At 52.2% G+C, this 21,025-nt stretch carries 17 protein-coding genes; 7 read left to right on the top strand and 10 right to left on the bottom strand.

Features of this window, described 5'->3' with window-relative positions; all coding sequences use genetic code 11:
- Positions 1–89: 89 nt before the first annotated feature.
- The gene (locus tag B036_RS0113080) at positions 90–2,030 is read right to left on the bottom strand and encodes an acetoacetate--CoA ligase (RefSeq protein ID WP_020569173.1); all 1,941 of its coding nucleotides are present in this window, start codon (positions 2,028–2,030) and stop codon (positions 90–92) included.
- A 182-nt stretch (positions 2,031–2,212) separates the two neighbouring features.
- Positions 2,213–2,875: a DUF2461 domain-containing protein gene (locus B036_RS0113085; RefSeq protein ID WP_020569174.1), complete on the bottom strand. Its 663-nt coding sequence runs from the start codon at positions 2,873–2,875 to the stop codon at positions 2,213–2,215.
- Positions 2,876–3,115: 240 nt separating this feature from the next.
- Here B036_RS0113085 and B036_RS29255 point away from each other — a divergent pair, with 240 nt between their 5' ends.
- On the top strand, positions 3,116–3,799 hold the full coding sequence (locus tag B036_RS29255; protein WP_020569175.1) for a TIGR02117 family protein: 684 nt from the start codon (positions 3,116–3,118) through the stop codon (positions 3,797–3,799).
- Positions 3,800–4,175: 376 nt separating this feature from the next.
- Here the strand turns inward: B036_RS29255 and B036_RS29260 are convergent, their stop codons facing one another.
- The 4 genes from B036_RS29260 to B036_RS29265 are packed head-to-tail and all read right to left on the bottom strand — an operon-like array spanning position 4,176 to position 7,555.
- Positions 4,176–5,102: a lysophospholipid acyltransferase family protein gene (locus B036_RS29260; protein ID WP_020569176.1), complete on the bottom strand. Its 927-nt coding sequence runs from the start codon at positions 5,100–5,102 to the stop codon at positions 4,176–4,178.
- A 24-nt stretch (positions 5,103–5,126) separates the two neighbouring features.
- Complete coding sequence (locus B036_RS0113100) at positions 5,127–5,492, bottom strand: MerR family transcriptional regulator (RefSeq protein ID WP_211217399.1); 366 nt, start codon at positions 5,490–5,492, stop codon at positions 5,127–5,129.
- 10 nt (positions 5,493–5,502) lie between these two features.
- Positions 5,503–7,002: a hypothetical protein gene (locus tag B036_RS0113105; protein ID WP_020569178.1), complete on the bottom strand. Its 1,500-nt coding sequence runs from the start codon at positions 7,000–7,002 to the stop codon at positions 5,503–5,505.
- The gene (locus tag B036_RS29265) at positions 6,980–7,555 is read right to left on the bottom strand and encodes an RNA polymerase sigma factor (protein ID WP_020569179.1); all 576 of its coding nucleotides are present in this window, start codon (positions 7,553–7,555) and stop codon (positions 6,980–6,982) included. The genes B036_RS0113105 and B036_RS29265 overlap by 23 nt, the downstream gene beginning before the upstream one ends.
- Positions 7,556–7,804: 249 nt before the next feature.
- Between B036_RS29265 and B036_RS0113115 the strand changes: the two genes are divergently transcribed.
- A complete protein-coding gene (locus tag B036_RS0113115) occupies positions 7,805–8,641 on the top strand; it encodes a phosphatidate cytidylyltransferase (protein ID WP_020569180.1) in 837 nt (278 codons plus the stop codon).
- A 230-nt stretch (positions 8,642–8,871) separates the two neighbouring features.
- Here B036_RS0113115 and B036_RS0113120 read toward each other — a convergent pair whose 3' ends face one another.
- Positions 8,872–9,078 carry a hypothetical protein gene (locus tag B036_RS0113120; protein WP_020569181.1) on the bottom strand — a complete coding sequence of 69 codons (207 nt, stop codon included), beginning with the start codon at positions 9,076–9,078 and terminating at the stop codon, positions 8,872–8,874.
- 18 nt (positions 9,079–9,096) lie between these two features.
- Between B036_RS0113120 and B036_RS0113125 the strand changes: the two genes are divergently transcribed.
- Positions 9,097–10,134 carry a hypothetical protein gene (locus B036_RS0113125; protein WP_020569182.1) on the top strand — a complete coding sequence of 346 codons (1,038 nt, stop codon included), beginning with the start codon at positions 9,097–9,099 and terminating at the stop codon, positions 10,132–10,134.
- Positions 10,135–10,265: 131 nt separating this feature from the next.
- Here the strand turns inward: B036_RS0113125 and B036_RS0113130 are convergent, their stop codons facing one another.
- Positions 10,266–12,749 (bottom strand): T9SS type A sorting domain-containing protein, encoded by a 2,484-nt coding sequence (locus B036_RS0113130; RefSeq protein ID WP_020569183.1) that lies wholly within the window; start codon positions 12,747–12,749, stop codon positions 10,266–10,268.
- 163 nt (positions 12,750–12,912) lie between these two features.
- Here B036_RS0113130 and B036_RS0113135 point away from each other — a divergent pair, with 163 nt between their 5' ends.
- The gene (locus B036_RS0113135) at positions 12,913–14,343 is read left to right on the top strand and encodes a hypothetical protein (RefSeq protein WP_020569184.1); all 1,431 of its coding nucleotides are present in this window, start codon (positions 12,913–12,915) and stop codon (positions 14,341–14,343) included.
- A 288-nt stretch (positions 14,344–14,631) separates the two neighbouring features.
- Here the strand turns inward: B036_RS0113135 and prmC are convergent, their stop codons facing one another.
- Positions 14,632–15,471 carry a peptide chain release factor N(5)-glutamine methyltransferase gene (gene prmC, locus B036_RS0113140; RefSeq protein WP_020569185.1) on the bottom strand — a complete coding sequence of 280 codons (840 nt, stop codon included), beginning with the start codon at positions 15,469–15,471 and terminating at the stop codon, positions 14,632–14,634.
- Positions 15,472–15,620: 149 nt separating this feature from the next.
- On the bottom strand, positions 15,621–16,157 hold the full coding sequence (gene dcd, locus B036_RS0113145; RefSeq protein WP_020569186.1) for a dCTP deaminase: 537 nt from the start codon (positions 16,155–16,157) through the stop codon (positions 15,621–15,623).
- Positions 16,158–16,563: 406 nt separating this feature from the next.
- Between dcd and B036_RS0113155 the strand changes: the two genes are divergently transcribed.
- The 3 genes from B036_RS0113155 (at position 16,564) to B036_RS0113165 (ending at position 21,021) form a co-directional block, all read left to right on the top strand.
- Positions 16,564–18,231, top strand: a complete 1,668-nt coding sequence (locus tag B036_RS0113155) for an amidohydrolase family protein (protein ID WP_020569187.1) — start codon at positions 16,564–16,566, stop codon at positions 18,229–18,231.
- A 119-nt stretch (positions 18,232–18,350) separates the two neighbouring features.
- Positions 18,351–19,703, top strand: a complete 1,353-nt coding sequence (locus B036_RS0113160; RefSeq protein ID WP_020569188.1) for an amidohydrolase family protein — start codon at positions 18,351–18,353, stop codon at positions 19,701–19,703.
- Positions 19,704–19,713: 10 nt separating this feature from the next.
- Complete coding sequence (locus tag B036_RS0113165) at positions 19,714–21,021, top strand: amidohydrolase family protein (RefSeq protein ID WP_020569189.1); 1,308 nt, start codon at positions 19,714–19,716, stop codon at positions 21,019–21,021.
- Positions 21,022–21,025 lie beyond the last annotated feature (4 nt).

A 21,025-nucleotide genomic window follows, 5' to 3' on the forward strand; every position in this document is an offset into this window, starting at 1 on the left:
AGGTAGTAAGGGCTACACTAAGGAGGAAGGGGGGGGCTCGGCGTGGCAGGGGAACCATTAAGGGCACTCAGGCAATAAGGGGGGCTACATTAAGATTGCTTTAAGAACCAATCCAAGGCCGCCGGGTTCCGAACCGCGTCGCGGTTCAGACTTTTGCTAACGTCCATTCCGAGGAGGATTTTCTTGACGGGGACTTCCATTTTTTTGCCGCTTAGCGTATACGGGATGTCTGGAGCCAGGATAATCTCATCGGGAACGTGTCGGGGGGAACACTGGGTTTTGAGTTCATGATTGATGGCTGTTTTGAGTTCGTCGGTCAATCCATCGGGGGCAACGACGTAAAGTGGCATGTGGTCAGAGCCGTCGGGGCGCTCGAGGTTGAGGACCAGGCTGTCGGCCAAGCCAGGAATTTGGTCGAGGACGCGGTAAATTTCGGCGGTGCCGATACGGACGCCTTTACGGTTGAGCGTTGCGTCTGACCGGCCCTGGATGATGAGTTGGCCGTCGGCTTCGATCTTGATCCAGTCGCCGTGGCGCCACTGGCCGGGGAAGTCGGCGAAGTAGCTGGCCCGGTAGCGTTCGTTTTCGGGGTCGTTCCAAAAGTAGATGGGCATGGAGGGCATGGGTTGGGTAATCACCATCTCCCCCAACTCCCCCTGCACCTGCGTCCCCGCCTCATCGAAAGCATGAAGCGCGCAACCGAGTGCCCGTCCCTGGATCATACCCCGCCGCACCGGCCGGGTCGGGATGCCACCCACAAAAGCCGTGCAAACATCCGTTCCACCGCTCATCGAACACAACCAGATATTTTCCTTGACGGATTCGTACACCCAGTCGAAAGCCTCCGGCGGGAGCGGCGCACCGGTACTACCGATGGACCGCAGCGCACTAAGGTCGGCGATGTTTTTCGGTTCCAGCCCCTGCTTCATACAGGCCGTGAGGTAAGGCGCGCTCGTACCAAAGTGGTGCATCGGAAGCTCCCCGGCAATCTCCCAGAGGCGGTCAAGTGAGGGGTAGCCCGGGCTGCCATCGAAGAGCACCGGGACGGCCCCCACCAGCATACTTGCCTGCAGAAAATTCCACATCATCCAACCCGTAGTGGTAAACCAGAAGAAATTTTCTCCGGCCTTCGCGTCATTGTGGAAGGCCATGTATTTCAGATGCTCCAGCAATACCCCGCCATGACTGTGGGTGATCGCTTTGGGCCGGCCCGTGGTACCTGAAGAGTACAGCACCCAGATCGGATGATCGAAGGGAACCGGGGTGAAGGTGATGCTTTTTCCGGCGCAGTCGCGGGTGCAAAGTTCGGAATAAAGTGCTGTGTTGGGGATCGTGGCCTCAGCATTGAGGTAGGGAACGAGGGCAACACTTTGCACCGTAGGCAGTGCCTTGCGCAACTGGCTGGCTACCGCCAGCCGGTCGTGTGGTTTACCGTTGTACCGATAACCGTCGCAAACGATCAGCACCTTGGGTTCAATTTGGGTGAAGCGCTCAATGACCGTTTCGACACCAAAATCCGGCGAGCAGCAGGACCATACTGCGCCGAGCCCGTTGGCAGCGAGGAAGCAAACAATTGCTTCGGGGATGTTGGGTAGGTAGGCTGCGACCCGGTCTCCCTGCCCTACTCCACGGGAAATCAACCAGTTCTGGACAGCGATCACCCGTTGCTCCAGATCGTTCCAACTCAGGTCAAGGTTCCCGGTTTCGTTGTAGAACCGGAGAGCGGGCCGATCGTCCGTTTTATTACGAAAGATGTGCTCGGCGTAATTGAGGGTGCCACCGGCAAACCACTTAGCAGTCGGCATTTCACCGGTCAGGGTTTCTGTTGGTTGATGGTAAAACTGAACCTCGAAGTATGCCACTATGGTTTCCCAAAATTTATCGGGATGCTCCGTCGACCATTCCCAAAGGGCGTGGTAATCTGGAAAAAACAAACCATGATTTACCTCTAGCCAGCGTTGGTAGGCGGCCAGGTTGGAGTTGTTTTGGAAGGCGGATGAGGGGGTCCAGAGTGTGGTGGTGGAGGGCATGATTGAAAGTGATTGGATTTAAATAAACTTTTTGTTTAAAATTAACTACATTTACCATATAATAATTTAAACGAAATACGCATCAACCTGGGTAAAGGTAGCGTCCCTGACGCAAGGCCTGGTTGGAACATTTTCAAAAACATAAATTACCTTACTATGGCCAGGTCCAAAGGTTATACCTTTCACTCCTCAAACTCAACCGCCCGCCGCAAATACCCCAAAAACGGAGCCATCTCCACAAACCCCCGTTCCACCGTATCCACAAAATCAGTCGCGACAATTTCTTCCTGGGTCAGCGGTCGGACGATGGTAAAGTTCTTGTGTCGAAGCAGCTCGATGTGTTTATGATCTGAGGAATAGCCCTGCGGACTGGTCTTCAAAGCTTCAGTATCGGGTTCCAGTCCACCAAAAAAATCCTGGAAGGATTTCTTCTTAACTATCCTCATCAGTTCGTCCCCGTCATAGTCGATGGACTCCCGCATCTTCTTCAGCGCATCGGGATCAGGCCGCCAAAGCCCGCCGTACAGGAAACTACCGCTGGGGCTGAGGTGAACGTAAAATGCCGGACGATTACGGCCTTTGTAGGGGTCAAAGCCAAAACTATCCTTATAGGTCGGCTTGTCCGGGTGAAACATATTATTATTGTTGATCCGCATGATCGTCTTTTTGGGCGGCAGCTTTTCTATTGTCGGATCGTGTTGCGCCAGGCGTTTAAGGTACCCGGCTACTTCTTCCAGCCAGATGTCCTTGGCTTCATGGTATTGCTGCCGGTTTTCGTCCATCCATTCTTTACTATTATTCTCGCGCAGGCCTCGGAGGAAATCGAATATTTTACGTTTGCTCATGCAGGCATAACGGTAAAAAGGGGCCAGCGTTCAACATTTTTTCGGGCGCGGACGCAGGTGCAGAGAAAAGTGCGAAAGGAGCAAGGAAGTAAGGGCCAGCTAAGATTAATTCATCATGAACTTCTTAAGCTCTATAGCAGCGACGCTAGCGCACTACTTCTAACTACGCTGTAGGCCTTCAACGGCCTCTCCTTCTCACATTCCATTATTCACTCATTCTCTCACCGTATCTTACCCGATATGAAGTCCTTCCTCCTCTACCTCTGGCGAATCGTTCTCTTCCTCGTCGCCTTTATCTTACTCTACGTTGCCTTTTCATTTTTACTTTCCTGGATCCCGGTCAACACGGATCAGCCGGAGGAGGATCAAAATAATCGGCTTTATGCCTTTTCCAATGGTGTACATCTGGATTTCGTCATTCCCGTCAACCTCCTCCCCACACAATTAAGCGCTCAGCTTCGCACCGGGCCAGACACCAAATTCGTCGGCATCGGCTGGGGAGACAAAGGTTTTTACCTAGACACTCCCACCTGGGCCGATCTCAGTGCCAAAGTTGCCATAAGGGCCATGTTCCTACCCAGCCCCACCGCGATGCACGTAACGGAACATCGGGTCGTAAACCGCACCTGGTCGCAACTGAACCTCAATGACGCGCAGCTGGAAGAATTATTCGTTTACATTATGGCATCCTTTCATACTGATGCTTCCGGTAAGATCACCGAGTTAGTGGGCGAAGGCTACACCCCGCTTGATCGGTTCTACGAAGCCAACGGAAACTACTCCTGCTTCAAAACCTGCAACACCTGGGTCAACATCGGCCTGCGGCGCATTGGCGTAAAAACTGCGATCTGGACACCGATGGACAAAGGTGTGCTTCGCTACCTGCCTACACTAGGAACAACTGCCCCCTCCCCCACTTCCTGATTCGCTAATTTGGACTATTTGGTTTACTGCCCAATAGTCCTACTTATCCTCAGACCCCGGAGGGATCAAACCGCTTTAACCCCGGATGGAGTAGTCGACGAAGTCGGCAACGTAATCCGGGAGCCACACACCACCCAGANCCCNGAGGGATCAAACCGCTTTAANCCCGGNTGNAGTAGTCGACGAAGTCGGCAACGTAATCCGGGAGCCACACACCACCCAGATCCCNGAGGGATCAAACCGCTTTAATCCCGGCTGAAGTAGTCGACGAAGTCGGCAACGTAATCCGGGAGCCACCCAGATCCCCGAGGGATCAAACCGCTTTAATCCCGGCTGAAGTAGTCGACGAAGCCGACAACGCAATCCGGGGGAAAGCCTACCGCTCATACTCCCCGGCAACCCATTCCTTCCCTTCCATGGCCGCCGCAGCCTCCGGTGCCACCCCACGTTTCCAGCGCCGGTGGGTCCACAACCAGGGGGTTGGGTCACGAAGAATTTCCTTTTCCAGGATGCGCGCAAACGTTTCCGTAATAAACCCAGGTTCGGTTTCACGTGGTGCATCCGTTACCGGGTGAAGTCTGGCGACGTAGTGACCCCGCTTATCCATCCGTAAACTCATGTAATATACCGGTCGGTTATAACGAACAGCATAGCGCTCCGGGCCCATCAGGAAGCTGGTCGTCCGGTGAAGGAAGCGCGTCCAGTGGACCTTTTTCCAGGAGTGGTTGCTGGGCGACTGATCGGCGATGAAGAAGTCGATAGCTGGCCGTACAGGGTCCTCTTCATAATACTGATCCACTACACGCCGAGACACCAGGTAAGTCCCAGTACGGCTACGGTTAGCGGAGGTGAGCTTATCCATCACCATGTTCTTCAGCGGGCTGTAAATCCCCATCACCGTTAACCCTGGGAACTGGGCAGGGAACGCCAACGCAGCCATTTCCCAGTTGGCATAATGTGCCCCATAACCAATGAAACTACGCCCCTCCCTGACGAGGTGGTCCACGATTTCCGGATTCTCCACCCGGCACCTGCGCGCGGCTTCCGCTTCGCTCATGGAGAACAACTTGATGGATTCTGCCAACGAGTCAAAGAAATAGCGATAGAACTTACGTACCTGCATCTCAACTTCAGCTTCACTCCATTCCGGAAAAGATCCTCTGATGTTGTCAACCACTACGCCTCTTCGGTACTTAAACACCCGATACCCCAGAAAATAAAACAACCGCCCAAGTCCGTACAAAACGGAGATGGGGAGCCAGCTCAACGGCAACAGGAGCAGATAATAAATCAGGTAAGCCATGAAACACGAAGGTAATACAGAAGATTAGTCCTCCTTAAGTAATTGCGTCAGCCGCACCCGAACCTCCCGCAGCCGGTCAATCATCTCGCCCTTATCCGAAGCTTTGTTCTTCCCGGTCGCAATTTCCTTCCGTGCCCCCTCGATAGTAAAGCCACGTTCCTTGAGTAAATACTCAATTTGTTCCAGCTGACGGATGTTATCCTTCGTAAACCGCCGCTCTCCCCGGCTATTTTTATTGGGTTTGATGTGAGCGAACTCATTTTCCCAAAACCGTAACTGCGAAGCATTTACACCGAGTCGCTCAGCCACTTCCCCAATGGAGTAGTACAACTTAAGATCGTCATCTGTTTTACCTTTGGCCATGGAATACTGCATTGTTTTTGCAGCCAAAAGGTAGGGTTTATTTCAGGGAGTACCGAACTTCCATTCCAAATGGTGCCTGAGCATGGAAATTGCCCCCCAAATTCTCCCACAAAAAGGCCCCGGCGGAGATCCGGCGGGTTAGCTGATATTGCAGGCCTAAAGTAACCGCCAGGTCAGGTGCTAATGCAATAAACTCCTGGTCGTGGCGCCTGCTCACCAAGCCCTCCTCGGCGGTTGCTCCTTCCGTAAAGTACGACTCATCAACCCCCAGATAATTCAGGTACCCAACCAAATGGATCCCAACGTAGGGTTTCACCCGACGGCGCCGAAGAAAAGTATACTGCAGCCCCAATTCTACCGGAACGATGGTTTCATTCTTTGCCGTTTTCACCTCTACTTCGTCAGCCATCAGCTCCCCATCTGGTCCAATCTGAAACGATTTACTGCGGAACACCCCAATGGAAGACCGAAACAAAAGACCGGAACTCGTTTGCCGGTTGACCCCTGCCTTAAGGTAAATCTGTTCCAACCGGTTTGAATTACCGCGTACGGCATCGGGCTCTACGTGGATAAGTCCTCCGCTGGGCCGTACGAAGAAGGTTCCAGAGCTGCCAACCGGAGCCACGTTGTAAGCTAATGTTCCGTCATAGTCCTCCCCAACGAAGCCGCTTACGGAGCCATGAAATTGCCATTCTGACCTTGCCCTTAATCGGCGAATTTTAAACAACCCCCGGTTTCCGGAAGCCACCGGCGGTAATGGTGTTGACCATTGCTCCGTTGGTGATACAAGGCTGAACAGAAGTGACGGCAACTCAACCGGCAGGTAAACTGATCGGTTAACGGCAGTAGAGGTCCCGGACTTTGGCTCAGGACCAACTTCTTCCCGATCTGCTGTATCAATGGCCGTTGATTCCGCCTCGTCAACACTGGTAACGGGTAATGTTATTCCACTTTGAAGATCAACCGTCACAGGTACTTCACTCTTTCCAGCTACTTTCCCCGTTAACTCGTTACTGCCCGAACGTTCCTCCCGCTGTTCTTCTGCGACCTTTTGTTCGGAAATATTTTCTTCGCGTTGCTCGACAAACGTCCTCTTACCTGCTGGTGCAATTATTTCATCCGGCTTCACAATATCGTAGGAGTCCGTTGTTTTACTGGTCCCGGTGCCTCTTTCCTCGTTCCGTTGCACCTCCCTTTGTTCAGGTATCCTGGATACTTTCTCCACATCAGCCACTTTATCCAAAGCCGACGCTTGCTGTGCCCCTGTAACTGCCTCTTGTTCTTCAGGCACGTTCATGCCTGGAGGCATGAGTACCGCAACGATAACCAGGAGGAGGATACCCATTCCACCGGCGCCCAATTTAACCCAGGCAGGTAGAACTGTCGAACCAACTCGTGGCTGCTCTCCGATAGGATCTTCGTTGAGTGCTGCATTAATCGATTCCCAGCCTCCGGGGGGAGGCGTCAGGTCAGGAATTTCCCGGCCACGGCTGGCGCGTAATTGTTTTTCGAGCTTATTCAAAATCGTAAGCTTCATTTAGTTGGTAAAAATCCTTGGCCAACTGCTTCAGTTTTTTCCGGGCCTTGGATAAATTAGATTTAGAAGTTCCTTCGCTAATACCAAGTTTTTCGCCAATCTCAGGGTGAGTGTACCCTTCCAGTACGTGTAAATTAAAAACCAAGCGATACGAAGGGGGTAACATTTGCAGCAGCCGGTAAATCTCCGCTTCTTCCAGCCGGTCGCTACCCAAATTACGGGAACGGCCTGCCTTATTCAAATACCGGTCTGTTATTTCTTCAGTAATCGGTTGCCGCTTCCGCTTCCGGATCAAGTCAATCGAGGTGTTGATGACAACCCTGCTCATGTAGGCGCGAATAGATCCGGTAGGCACCGTTTTTCGCAGTTGATAGAAAAGCTTTACGAATGAATCCTGGGTTATCTCCTCGGCCTCCTCCCGTTGCCCTGCATAATGGAGAGCAATACTCATCACGTAGGGATAGAGCCGCTTGTACAGACCACGCTGTGCCGCCACCTGCCCGGTTGAACAGGCAACCGCCATATCTTCCAAGGTGACAGTCTTGTCTGACATCGAGAATAATAAAGGATTCGTTATGAGCTCCAAACTACGGTCTTATTGTAACATCACGTAATTATTACTTGTACCGTTGCCCACAGTTTAAGGAACTGCCGCACAACATCCCCCTGCACCTGCGGCCCCGCCCACGTAACGCTCCTCTTCTGGTCATATTTCCGGTCAACCCGATCTGACAAATGTGTTAGTCCCCTCACTTGCTTATCTTGTCCGCAAGGGGAACCCAATTTTTATAGTTTATTATACATGCAAGGACTCTGGAGAAGGCTGGTAACGGCCGTTATTTTTGTAATCATTATGGCGGCCGGTCATTTCACCGGCCCCTACACCTTCGCCGCTTTATTCCTCATTATTGCAGCTGGCTGCCTCTGGGAATTCTTCGGTCTCACCCTTGATTTACACACCCGTAGAGATAAAATCCGAAAGGTGTTCGGTGTGGTATTGGGCCTCATGCCCGTAGCCTTAGTCACCGTACTAAAGCTACAGAACGTAAGTGATCCGGAGAATTTTATTTCAATTTCCGCCATCATTTTTTCCCCCCTCGTTTTCACCATCTTCATCTACGAGCTCTACAGCAATAGCAAAGAACCCTTTGCCAACATTGCGTTCATGATCCTTGGCCTCTTCTATATTGGCCTCCCTTTTGCCCTCGTGGACTTCATCGCATTCGATGGTCCTGAATTCCGGCACCGCATTGTTTTCGGACTACTGGTCCTTACCTGGGTCAACGACACCGGTGCCTACTTAACCGGGAGCCTGATCGGGAAAACGCCACTATTTCCACGCATTTCTCCGAAGAAAACCTGGGAAGGCAGCACCGGAGGACTTGTGACTACTCTTCTATTCGGATGGCTGCTCAGTTTCATCTTCGACGAAATTCCACTTGCTCAATGGCTTGGCCTCGCCGTTATCGTCGGCGTTTTTGGTGGTCTTGGCGACCTGGTGGAGAGCATGCTCAAACGCAGTGTCAACGTCAAGGACAGCGGTAACCTATTACCCGGCCACGGTGGTTTGCTTGATCGGTTCGACGCGTTTATTTTTGTCGTCCCCTTTGCCACGGCCTACTTACTTTACTTTCGGTAACTTAGAAGGAGAATAGGAGCTTTTTCCTTGACCATCTGGCCAGGCATATGGCGCGGACGCAGGTGCAAAAAAAGCTTTAAAGAGCACACTCTCCTTCCACAGCCTGTCTCCCTCGCCAATAACCTGACGTCTGAAACCTGACGTCTGAAACCTGCCCACTGAATCCAGATGCCTGACCACTGAATCCTGTCCCCCTGAAAACTATCTCCTCCCCCGATGATCTACTCCGCCTAGCGTCCGACGCTAAAACCCTGGAGGCTGGCCGGAAGCTCTTCTATAGCCGCCGCTGGCGGCTGGTTGGCGGCGACGGACAGTGGCTCTGGGGGGAGTTCGTCTACGGCCCCAACCCGCAGGGTAAAGCCATAGAATCTGCCGTTAAACTCACCACGGGGAAATACGTCTGCAGCTGCCGGGCACGGCAGCGCCCCTGTGCGCATGGCCTGGCGCTGGTGCTAATGCTCAAGAATGCGCAGGAACGTATTGCCGTAGCCCAACCACCTTCCTGGGTCCGGTCCGTACAGTTTCAGGCAGAGAAGTCGTCAAAACCAGTCATCGATAAAATTGCTGCCGACGACCGGCTGGAGGCCCGGTTACAGCTAATGACCGAAGGTGTCGGGGAATTGGAAGTTCGGTTGCTCGACATGGTCCGCCGGGGAATCGCCGACACCCTGGCCCAGGGACAGGACCAGTTTCTTGCCGCCGCGGCCCGCCTGATCGATACAAAACTTCCCGGCCCCGCCGGGAAACTCCGACGCCTGGCCAGCCTCGGTGCCGATGGCACCGAAGCCGAAGTCGCCCGGACCCTGGGCGATCTCCACCTCTTCGTCCGGGCCTGGAGGAACCGGGAACAACTTCCACCAGACCGACACCAGGAATTACTGCAATTTGCCGGCATCAACACCCGGAAAGAAGACATTCTCGCACGCCCCGGGCTAAAGGACCATTGGCTGGTTCTGGGACTTGTAGAAGGGCAGGAAGACAAACTTCGTTTTCGCCGCGCCTGGTTACGAGGTGAGCAAAGCCGTCGTTTCGCCTTACTACTCGACTATACCTTTGGCGACCGGCCATTTGAACGCACCTGGCCCCTTGCAGCATCCTTTACCGGAAAACTCCATTTCTACCCCGGCAGCTATCCGCAACGTGCAGTTTTCCCAACGCCAATCCCCGGCGGCCGGCCTTACGATGGCCTTAGAGGCTACACCGCCTTCTCAGATTTGCGCGAAAATTATAAAAAAGCCATTAGCGTTAATCCCTGGCTGTTTGCCTACCCCGTTTATCTGCAGCAGGTTCGTCCTGTAAAAGATGCCCGTCAAACATTCTTAGTTGACAGCAGTGGTGAGACGATGCCAGTTGGGGAGAACTTTCAGCATGTCTATACCCTACTCGCCATTAGCGGCGGTGGTCAGATGTCCCTATTTGCTGAGTTTGATGGGTACCAAATAACGCCGTTGAGCGTGGTTACTGGAATGGGGTTGGTTAGTCTTGCTACCTGATTTCAATGGCCGTCGCGGTGCCTGTTTCGAATCGCAGATTCTAATTAATGGATACCGTCTTCTCCCACAAAATACAAAGCCCCTCAACTTGAAAGTTGAAGGGCTTTATTTTTTTCTTAGCAGTTGTTACTCTACCGCAGCACTTCCACTTTCCGATTCACCACACCATCATCGGTAGTGATTGTCAGGGTGTAGATGCCATTGGGCAGGGTGCCAAGCGACAGTTCCCGATGATTGGTGTCGAGTCCTTGTTCGTTGCGGATCGTCCGGCCAGTAAGGTCGGTGAGTTGCAGGGAGTTAAACCGCTGCTGACCGTTGAGGTGTACCACCAACTGATCGGCCGTGGGGTTAGGGTAAGCAAGCAACTTCCCATCCAGGTAATCGGCTGCTTCCGCAGGAATGAAATCTCCTACTTCGGTGGCGGGAGTTTGTTTAATTTTAAGCTCGAAGGGGTTGACCTTAACAGCGTCAAGGTGGCCAGCAGAATTCATGGTCGTGGCTGCCTCTCCACCGAAGGAAGTTGTGATTGTAGTTCCCTCGTCCTCATCAGTGGTGCTTAAAGGGCTGTCTTTAAATCCGGCCAGGTCAATAATGACTGCATCCAGCCGACCAATTAGTCCGAATCCACTTGCGGCGTCACTACTGGTACGAGTAACTGCAGCATCAAGCCTTCCCTTTATAACATCATTAGTTTTTACAGAGAGAATAGGACTATCGTAGCTAATCCAGCTATCCTCCATGAAGGCAATATCGATTTGGTTTGGATCTACTACCGAGTTGTCGTACACAAAAGGCATTCTAAATCCGGCAAGATCAATAATGACAGCATCGTAACTACCCGCTAGAATTTCAAGAGAAATCATATCACCGGGTTCCGCAACAAGAGGGCCACGGAAGCTGATCTCGAAAGGAGCAAAATCTAATGGAGCAGAACGCAGGCGGTGCTGTAAACCAAGGTTTTCCATCACAACCTGGGTATCCAGGGAACTGATGATTTGGTCACCGTTCGCATCAATATGTTTGAGGTTTAGACCGTTGATGTCATCATCCCAGTCTTCACCATACTGAGCAGACCAACTCGCTGGGTCTGCCGAAAGGCGAGGTGTGCCAGTGCCGCCCATTGCAAGGCCAATTGGTAAAAGGTCTCCAACATCAACAACACCATCATTATTTGTATCACCGGGCCAGACACAATCTTCGTCAATGCAGGCATTCGGGTTCTCAGCCGTGATGTTTACAGAAAGTGTCACCTCTGAACTAAAGGCACAGTTACCGTTCTCGTCTATATTGAGGCAGTAACGCAGCGTCAGCTGGTCCGTTTGCCCGGCAGCCGCCGGATTTGGGGTGTAGCTTAATTTACCCGTAATTGGGTCAGCAATCACAATACCTTGAGTTGGCTGTTCAACGACGGACCATGCTGCCACTCCTCCTGGAGTAGTATAGGTCAAATCGATTGGAGTACCTGCAGGAGTAGTCAAAGTAGTTTCTTCGACTGCCGGTGCAAAATTAGATACGAAAACGTAAACAGTTTGTACTTCAGGTTCACCATCACAGCCAGGAGCCATGGAGGAGTAAGTGAACTTGTCCACACCAGACCAACCAGTTGGTGGCGTATAAATCACTTCCCCTTTGCGGGTTGTTTGTACAATGCTACCAAACTGTGGCGCACCGAAAGTGATGCAATCGGCAAACACATCGTAAAGGTCGTTGCGCAGTACATTGAGTTTGGCTCTATGTCCAATTGCGGTGTAGGCACGGTCTTCAAAAGCAAAATCATTCGTCTCTACATCCAGTACCGTAATGTGGTAAACGGTAGGAACTGAGGCTCCCGGAGAAGTGTAGGACAGGAATTCATCTCCCACGAAATCAGCATCTGGCTGGTAAGCCATTACCCCATTGACGGAGACCATAGAACCTGAAGTCGGTTCACCGGCAGGTATCGCATCCTCTGGAGCGAAGATGTATTGCGGCTCATCCCGTTTGGTAAACACCCGGATGGTGTCCGAAACGGTGCTTCCGGCTTCGGGGAGAACGATAACGGATACGGTGCCTAAGTCACAAACGCCGGCTGAAGAGCAGACTACGTAGTTCAGGTCCGTAAGTCCGGAGAATCCAGGTTCCGGCGTAAATACAATTTGGTTATCAATTACCTCAGCACTGCCGGCATTTACCGTAGGAGCAGAAGTAACCATCATGTAACCTACATTGGTAGAGTCATTGACGGTAACATCCACAGTTACCGGTAAACCGGCTCCGGTAGTTGCATAATCATGACGGGCTTTCATCTCTGCTTTAGCGACGGTAACATCGAACTCGGTAAAGGCAACGTTGACGGTAAAGGGGAAACTAACGAGCAGGAAATCATCGTCCCCAAGGTAATTAGCGTCCGGTGTATAAGTTAGAACATAGCTGGAGGGAGCACCTGAGTCTTCTTCGATGGTAACGTCACCATGTTCGGGAGAACGCCCCACTGCAGGTTGGAAACGAGACAGAAAATTGAAGGTGTACGATTCGTTTTCCAAAACAAAAACCTCCTCAACCCCCTGTGCAGACACCCCAAAAGAGATGGCCACCAAGCAGAACAGCAATACCAACTTGTGTAGCCGTAGATTCATGAGGTAGGGATTATTAAAATAGTTTGGACCGCAATATAACAAGAACGAACAACGTATAGCTAGCTTCTACTATTTTTTTACAATTTACAGGTGAAAAAATAAAACCATAACTCCTCACTTTGTTCACTGTAGGTTAAGTAGTTAAGTCGTAATTTTGTGAACAATGAATGAAAAATCCAATAAGTTAATTAGCCTTTTAGCCAGCCTGGACCGTGCACAACGGCGCGGATGTCGCAAACTGATCCAATCCCCATTCTTTTCAGCAAACGAAGATTTACTGCTCTTTTTTGAAGAAATAACTAAACGACTGGACCGTAAAAAAACACTAAATAAACAGGAAATATGGCAAGCGGTCCTTGGCAAAAAAAAGCCTTACAACGATACCCGGTTTCGCAAATACACCTCCGATCTTTTCAAATTGATCAAAGAGTACCTGATGCAGGAAACCTTGCAGCAAGAGCCCGAACTGCGCCGGTACCTCTATTTCTCAGCGCTGGAGAAACAGCGGTCAGAAAAACTGATCAAAGGCATTGAACGGAACTGGGACGACTTAATCTCAGCGTCCAACTCAAACGATTCGCTACGCTACCTCTACTTGCACCTCCTTGAGTTCAAAAAGCACTCGCTGCTCAACTTTGACCAACGACGAAATGAGCGATCAAACGTTGAAGAGATTAGCCGTGCGCTTGATATTTACTTCATTATTTCAAAGTTGAAAGACGCCGTAAATGCAGACAGCCGGAGCGATTTCGAAAAGCAGAATTACAGCCTTCTATTAGCGGATGAAGTTGTAAACCTTCTCGACACGCAAAGTGCTTATCTTGATGAACCACTGGTAACTACTTACTACTTGATGTACAAGATGATTACCCAGACGGACATGGACGACTACTACTACCAGTATAAGGCCATTGTCCTCGGACTGAATACGCAGTTGGTGGTTCAACCTGGTTACGCTTTCATCCACCCTGCGCTGAATTACTGCGTGATAAAGATGAACAAAGGGCAGCGGGAGTTTTTAAACGAATACCTTGATGTTTACAAGTTTGCGCTTGAGCATAACGCTGCCTTTGAAAACGATTCTATTGATCCCGGGGCTTTCAAAAATACTGTACAGATAGCCATGCTGTCGGGTGAATATAGTTGGGCCGAAAACTACGTTCACAGCTATCAGGACAAGCTTCCCGACGCAGATCGAGGGAATACGGTCAACTACAATCTGGCAATGATTTACTTCTACCAGAAAAAATTTGGCACCGCACAAGATTATCTGCGTGAGGTCGACTATCAAGACATCACCCTCAACCTCAACACGAAGATGATGTTGCTGGCCATTTACTATGAACTTGACGAAGACATGGTTCTCGATTCTTTCTTCGATTCTACCATCGCCTACCTCAACCGCCACAAAGAGTTAACCGAAAACCGGGACCAACTCTACCGAAACCTGGTCCTCTACACCCGTCGCCTCACCAGGCTGTTGCCCGGAGACCTGGCCGGCATTACCAAACTAAAAGCGGACCTGAAAACCGAGCAATACGTAGCCTCCAAAAGCTGGCTCGAGGAAAAGATTCAGGAATTCGAAAAGGTCTGATTTACCGGCTATTTGTGACTACCCAACCGGCGCGAAGAAATCAACTTAGCAGCATTTTAGCGCTTCGCCAGGCTGCGCCCCTTGTTGTTTCAGACCTCTCACGTGCTGCTCACAACGGCAAGGCAGTGCTATGTAAACCCAAACCGTGAAGGTTTGGGATGCAGTTGACCTGAGATCAATAGTTTTTGCTGGCGCTCAGCACCACTTAATTTCCCAAACCACTTCGAGATGAGTATAGTCGGTTACCGAACCGACACCGGTTCGCTAGGCTTCCTCGACCACGAATTGCTATCTCCTGCCCATGACCATCCTCCACTTCCCCCGAAGGTCCTGCCGTGCCTCCACCTTAGTAAAGCCCCGTTCTTTCAACAAATCCACCACCCGCTCATTGTTGAATTCGTTGGTTTCGAAAAACAAGTAGCCCTCCGGCAGAAGGGTGGCGGCCGCTATTTCAGTAATCTTCCGGTAAAACAACAAGGGATCCTCCTCTGGCACAAACAGTGCCAAATCAGGTTCATGGGCAAGGGTGGAAGCCCCCATCTGGTTTTTCTCTGACGGTGGGATGTAGGGCGGATTGGACACGATTACGTTGTAGTCGCCCTCGCCAAAAGACTGCGCTGAGGCCAACACATCTCCTTGATGAAAAACCAGGTCAAGTTCGAGTTTTTCGGCATTCTCCCGGGCAATGTTCAGGGCATCAGTGCTGACGTCATAGCCTTCAACTGTCCACTCCGGCCGTTTATGTTTGAGCGCCAGGGCGATACAGCCCGAACCGGTGCCGATGTCCATCACCCGCAGTTCCTGCCCCGGAGCCATTTTTTCCAGCATCCATTCCACCAGCTCTTCGGTTTCCGGGCGGGGAATCAATACGTCGGGCGTTACCCTAAGCTGCAGGCCGTAGAAGTCGGCGATTCCCGTGACGTACTGCACGGGTTCCCCGGCTTTTAGTTGATTGATGGTCGTCCAGGCAAGAATCTGCTCCTCCTGGCTCAATTGCCGGGGATAACTCCCCCGGCGGTAGCCGAAAACATCCTCCAGCACCAGGCGGGATACGGAGGCTGCTTCGCCGGGGCCTAGTTGGGGGCTCAATTCGTCGATTAGGTGTTGGGTGAGTTCTAGGGTGGTCATATTGGTCTCTTGGTCTGTTGGTCGTGTTGGTCTGTTGGTTGTATTGGTCTGTTGGTTGTATTGGTCTATTGGGTGGGTAAATGCAGTGACTTAACGCTCTAGCAGTTCCAAAAGACCAATAGTCCAATACAACCAACAGTCCAATAGCACTAAAAAGAGTTCTTCCACATCATACTCTCCATCGGCCGCACGGTCACCTTGTTATATTTAGCGTTGACCTTCTTGTTGTAGTAGTTCTCGATGTCGCCTTCCACGCCAAAGTAGATCAGCTGGCCGATGGGCATGCCGGCATAGACCCGCACGGGGTGCGTACAACTTATTTCGAGCGTCCAGTGGTTACAGAATCCGACGTCGCCTTTACCTGCAGTGGCGTGAATATCGATGCCGAGGCGGCCCACGGAACTTTTGCCTTCCAGGAACGGGACCGAACTGTGGGTCTCTGTGTACTCCAGGGTAACGCCGAGGTAAAGCGTGTTGGGGTGCAGGATTAAACCTTCTTCCGGAATTTCGTCGTGGAGGATCTCATTGTGCGCCTTTGCGTCCAGGATGTGGTCCTTATAGCGCGCAATGTACTTACCAAGATGTACGTCGTAGCTGTTCGTCCCGAGGTTCTTGCGGTCGAAGGGGGTGATGACAATTTCGCCACTGTCGATGGCGGTCAGGATTTTCTTATCGCTCCAAATCATGAGCGCGAAGGTAGGTTGATGGTTTGATTTGTGGGCACTTCCTGGCAGATTTCGGGCGGGGCCGCAGGTGCAGGGGAAGGGTTAAAGGGAGCAAAAGGGGAAGGGAACGGTCAAAATGCACAAAAAGTCCGTACCTCTAAGGGTGAGGGACTATGCCCCGAGAAGAAAGCATTGCTTTCTCAAAATTTCACTGTTGCCAGCAGCCCAAATCTTCTCGGGGCACAGTACCTTACCCTGAAAACCGAAAAACAGCCTCCTCCTTGCTCCCTCGAACCTCCCCCTGCACCTGCGGCCGCGCCCTATGAACATCCGGCTTGTATTTGAGTTTCAACCCTATCTGTCCCGGTTAGTCACCTAATTAGTAACTTGCCCGGGCTATTTATAACCACACACCAACCAAAACAACATGACGAAGTATCTGCTTGGCTGTATTTGCAGCCTGCTCCTGATGTTACCGTCCGGTCTGAACGCTCAAGGGAGCGCGGAGGATCGGCCACCGGTCACCAGGGCATTCTTTCTCAACAATGCCTTTGTGGTCCAGTCGCCCGGAAAGGTGATTGACCTGGGCGGCGTCCTTATTCGCGACGGACTCATCCAGGCCGTAGGTAAAGACCTGAAGGCCCCAGCCGATGCCAAGGTCCTCGAGGCCGATTCCATGTACATCTATGCTGGCTTCATCGACGGACTGTCCAATCTTGGTGTCCCGAAGCCCAAGGACGATGAAAACGCCAACCGGGGCCGAGGCCAAAGAGAATACAACCCTTCCTACGAACGGGCCGGCATCCAAACCGAGCGAAGCGTAACTAAAATGCTTTCTGCAGAAGACAAAGATTTGTCCGAAATGCGGGCCATTGGTTTCACCGCCGCCCACGTAGTTCCTCACGGAGACATGCTCCCGGGTCAGGGAGCCGTCATCCTGTTGGGCGGAAAAGATGCCGGTAAAATGGTCGTCAGCGAAGGCAGTTCTTTGTTCGCTCAATTTCAGGGAGCTTCTGGTGTTTACCCGAATACTGACATGGCCATCATGTCGAAGTTCCGCGAACTGTACCAACAAGCCCGGCAACACAAAATGCACGCGGCCAATTACGCCAAAAACGCACGCGGAATGAGCCGCCCTGCCCAGAACGACGTGCTGGAAGCCTTCGGCCCCAGCATCGACGGCGAACGGCCTATTTTCTTTGCCGTCGACGGTATAAAGGAAATGTACCGTGCCATCACGTTGAGCAAAGAACTTGGCTTTCCACTGGCCCTGGCCGACGTAACAATGGGCCAAAAAGCCATCCCGGCAATTAAGGCCTCAGGTGCAAGTGTTTTCCTTACCCTTGACCTTCCCAAAGCCCCAAAAGAGGATAAAAAGGAAGAAGAGACCGACGCTGAAAAATTAAAGCTGGAAGAACATCGTGCCGCCGCCATGAAAATGCACGAAGAGCAAGCCGCCATGCTTACCAAAGCAGGTATTCCTTTCGGCTTCTCAACCGTTAGCGCCAAAGCGAAGGAAGTTCGTGACAACCTGGGACGAATGATCAAAGCAGGACTCACCGAAGACCAGGCACTCACCGCCCTGACCACCGGGCCCGCTAAAATGCTCGGCTTATCTAACGTGATGGGTACCGTAGAAAAAGGGAAGATCGCTAACCTTTTGGTGACCGACCAGCCCTACTTCGCCGAAGGTGCCAACGTGCGTTACGTCTTCGTAGATGGTATGCCTTCTGAGTACGAAGTGAAGAAGAAAAAGAAAAAGAAGCCCGGTGACCCCGACGTCAAAGTCCTTGCCGCAGGCACGTGGAACCTCGAGATAGACGTCCCCATGGAACAGATGGCTTCTCCAACGCTGACAATCGTTGACGATGACGGCAGTTTAAGCGGCAGGCTCGTCAGCGGCATGGGTACCACCGAGATCAGTAGTATGAGCCTCGACGGCAATAACCTGACCTTTAGCTACACCACCGATGGTGGCGGGCAATCCGTCACCGTTTCCTTTGACCTTACGATTGACGGCGACAGCCTGGAAGGCTCCATGGCCGCTGGAAGCTTCGGCTCCTTCGATGTCGAGGGGGACCGGGGGCCCAAGTAGTCAGGATTCAGGATTCAGGATTCAGGATTCAGGATTCAGGATTCAGGATTCAGGATTCAGGAAATTAAAAATTTACCATTCATCCGTGGCTTAATCGCCTGGATTTAAAATAAAAATCAATGTTCAAGCAAAGCTTGATGCTGTTCTTGCTACTTACGGTGAGCGCGCTCGCCGCCCAGGTAGAGAAAGGCAGCATCCACATTAAAAACGGCACTGTTTTGACGGTGACCAACGGCATACTGGAAAATGCCGATGTCGTGATCGAGAACGGCATCATCAGCCGCATCGGCAAAGGCCTGAAGACGCCCTCCGGGGCCAAAGTGGTTGATGCGACGGGGCAATTCGTCATGCCGGGCATCATCGATGCCCACTCCCACATCGCACTGGATGCGGTAAACGAAAGCACTCACCCAATCACTGCAGAAGTGCAGACCGGGGATGTCCTTGATCCGCTCGACGTAGGTATCTACCGCGCACTGGCTGGTGGCGTAACGGCCACCCACGCCATGCACGGATCGGCTAACGCCATCGGCGGACAGTGCGAAACGATCAAACTTCGTTACGGTACCTACAACCCCAGCGACCTGAAAATGGAAGGTGCCCCACGCACCATCAAATTTGCCCTGGGGGAAAACCCCATGCGGGTACACGGTGAAGGTGGCGGACTGATGTCTCGTACCCGGATGGGCATTGAGCATACCTTCCGCCGGGCCTTCTCCGAAGCACAGCAATACCTCGCTGCGCAGGAAGCGTACACAAAAGAGAAAGCTTCCGATCCTACGGCAGTAGCTCCGATGTATGACCGGCGGTTGGAAGCCCTGGGTGACATCCTGAAGGGTGACATCATCATTCATTGCCATTCTTACCGGGCCGACGAAATCCTGATGCTGATGAATGTTTGTAAGGATTTCGGCATCAAAAAACTTGTATTCCAACACGTCAACGAAGGCTTCAAAGTAGCCCCAGAACTTGCTGAGTTCGGTGCAGGCGCTTCCGTTTTTGCTGACTGGTGGGCGTATAAGTTCGAGGTGTACTATTCCACGGCCTATAATGCAGCCATCCTGACCAGAAACGGCGTGGTAACCTCCATCAACTCCGACTCCGGTGATTACATCCGCCACCTGTTTCACCAGGCGGGAAAGACCCAACGCTACGGTAAGCTGACGGATAATGAAGCCCTCAGGCTGATCACCCTCAACCCCGCCATTCAGCTTGGCATCGACAGTAGGGTTGGTTCACTGGAAAAAGGGAAAGACGGCGACGTTGCCATCTTCAGTGCACACCCCCTATCCGTTTACGCCATTCCGCAAATGACCATCGTTGACGGTATCGTCCGGTTCGACATCAAGGAAGACAGCAACGACCAACGCCTTGATCCTGATCCTGAAAAAGTTGACATGATGATGCTCGACTACGACGAAGATCACCGGTGCATGGAAGGCACGGGTGAAGCGCTATTACACAACCACTAAAACCAGCACCATGCGTTTAATAAAAAATCCAATTCTGCTGGTCCTCGTCGTCCTTTTGACGACCGTTGCCAGCCTTTCCGCCCAGGTAGTGGGCAAAGCCTCCAAAGGGGCCTTTCTCTTGAAGAATGCCACCATTGAAACCGTTACGAAAGGGTCGGTAAAGGGCGACCTGCTGATCAAAGACGGCAAAATTGCCAATATCGGCCCTAACCTTTCCGCCGCCGGTGCGAAGGAGATCGACTGCACGGGTAAATTCATTTATCCCGGCTTCATCGATGGAGGCACCAACCTCGGTCTGGTCGAAGTAAGTTCCGTATCCCTCACACAGGATTCCCGCGAAGCGGGTGACGTGAAGCCCTTCCTGGAAGCGCTAACCGCCGTTAACCCCAGCTCCGTGGCCATTCCGGTTACCCGGGTGAGCGGGGTAACGACCGTAATCACCATGCCCGAAGGTGGCCTCATCCCCGGTAAGGCTGCCCTGATCAACCTGGTCGGCTATTCTCCCAATGAGATGTACGCTGGCTTTAAGGCCATGCGGATGAACTTCCCTTCCTCGGCGGCCCGCGGCCGCCGCGACAACCGGTCAGAAGAAGACCGGAAGAAAGAAGAGGAGAAGAAATTCAAGGAAATCACCGAACTGTGGGACGAAACGAAGCTTTTCGCAAAAATCAAGTCCGCCAGTGCAAAGGATGCCTCCATTGTCCAGGATTACAATCCGACACTGGAAGCCATGATTCCCGTAGTAGAAGGAAAGATGCCGCTGTTCATTGAAGTCAACCGATCCTCCGACATTCTGTCTGCCCTGAAGTGGGTCAAGAAGATGGGCGTAAAGGCCGTACTTACCGGTGTTTCGGAAGGCTGGCGGGTGGCAGACTCCATTGCTGCAGCAAAGATTCCCGTCATCACCGGCCCGGTCATCGACATGCCAGCACGGCAATCTGATCGCTATGATCGGCCTTACGCCAACGCGGGCCTTATGTCCAAAGCCGGAGTGACCGTTGCCATTCGTTCCAACGATACGGAGAACGTGCGCGACCTCCCTTTCCACGCCGGCTTCGCAGCCGCCTATGGCATGGGGCGTGAAGAAGCGCTGAGGGCCATCACCATCGTACCCGCTCAGATCATGGGCCTGGGTGACCGGCTCGGCTCCCTCGAAGCAGGCAAGGACGCCAACCTTTTCATCTGCGACGGTGATCCTATGGAAACCAAAACCCAGATTCAGCAGGTGTTCATCAGTGGTTGGGAAATCCCGATGAACAGCCGGCACTCGTTGTTGTACGATGAGTTTCTGGAGCGTAGCCCGGGGGTTAAGAATTAAGCGC

This window comes from Neolewinella persica DSM 23188 (assembly GCF_000373105.1).
GTDB lineage: Bacteria > Bacteroidota > Bacteroidia > Chitinophagales > Saprospiraceae > Neolewinella > Neolewinella persica.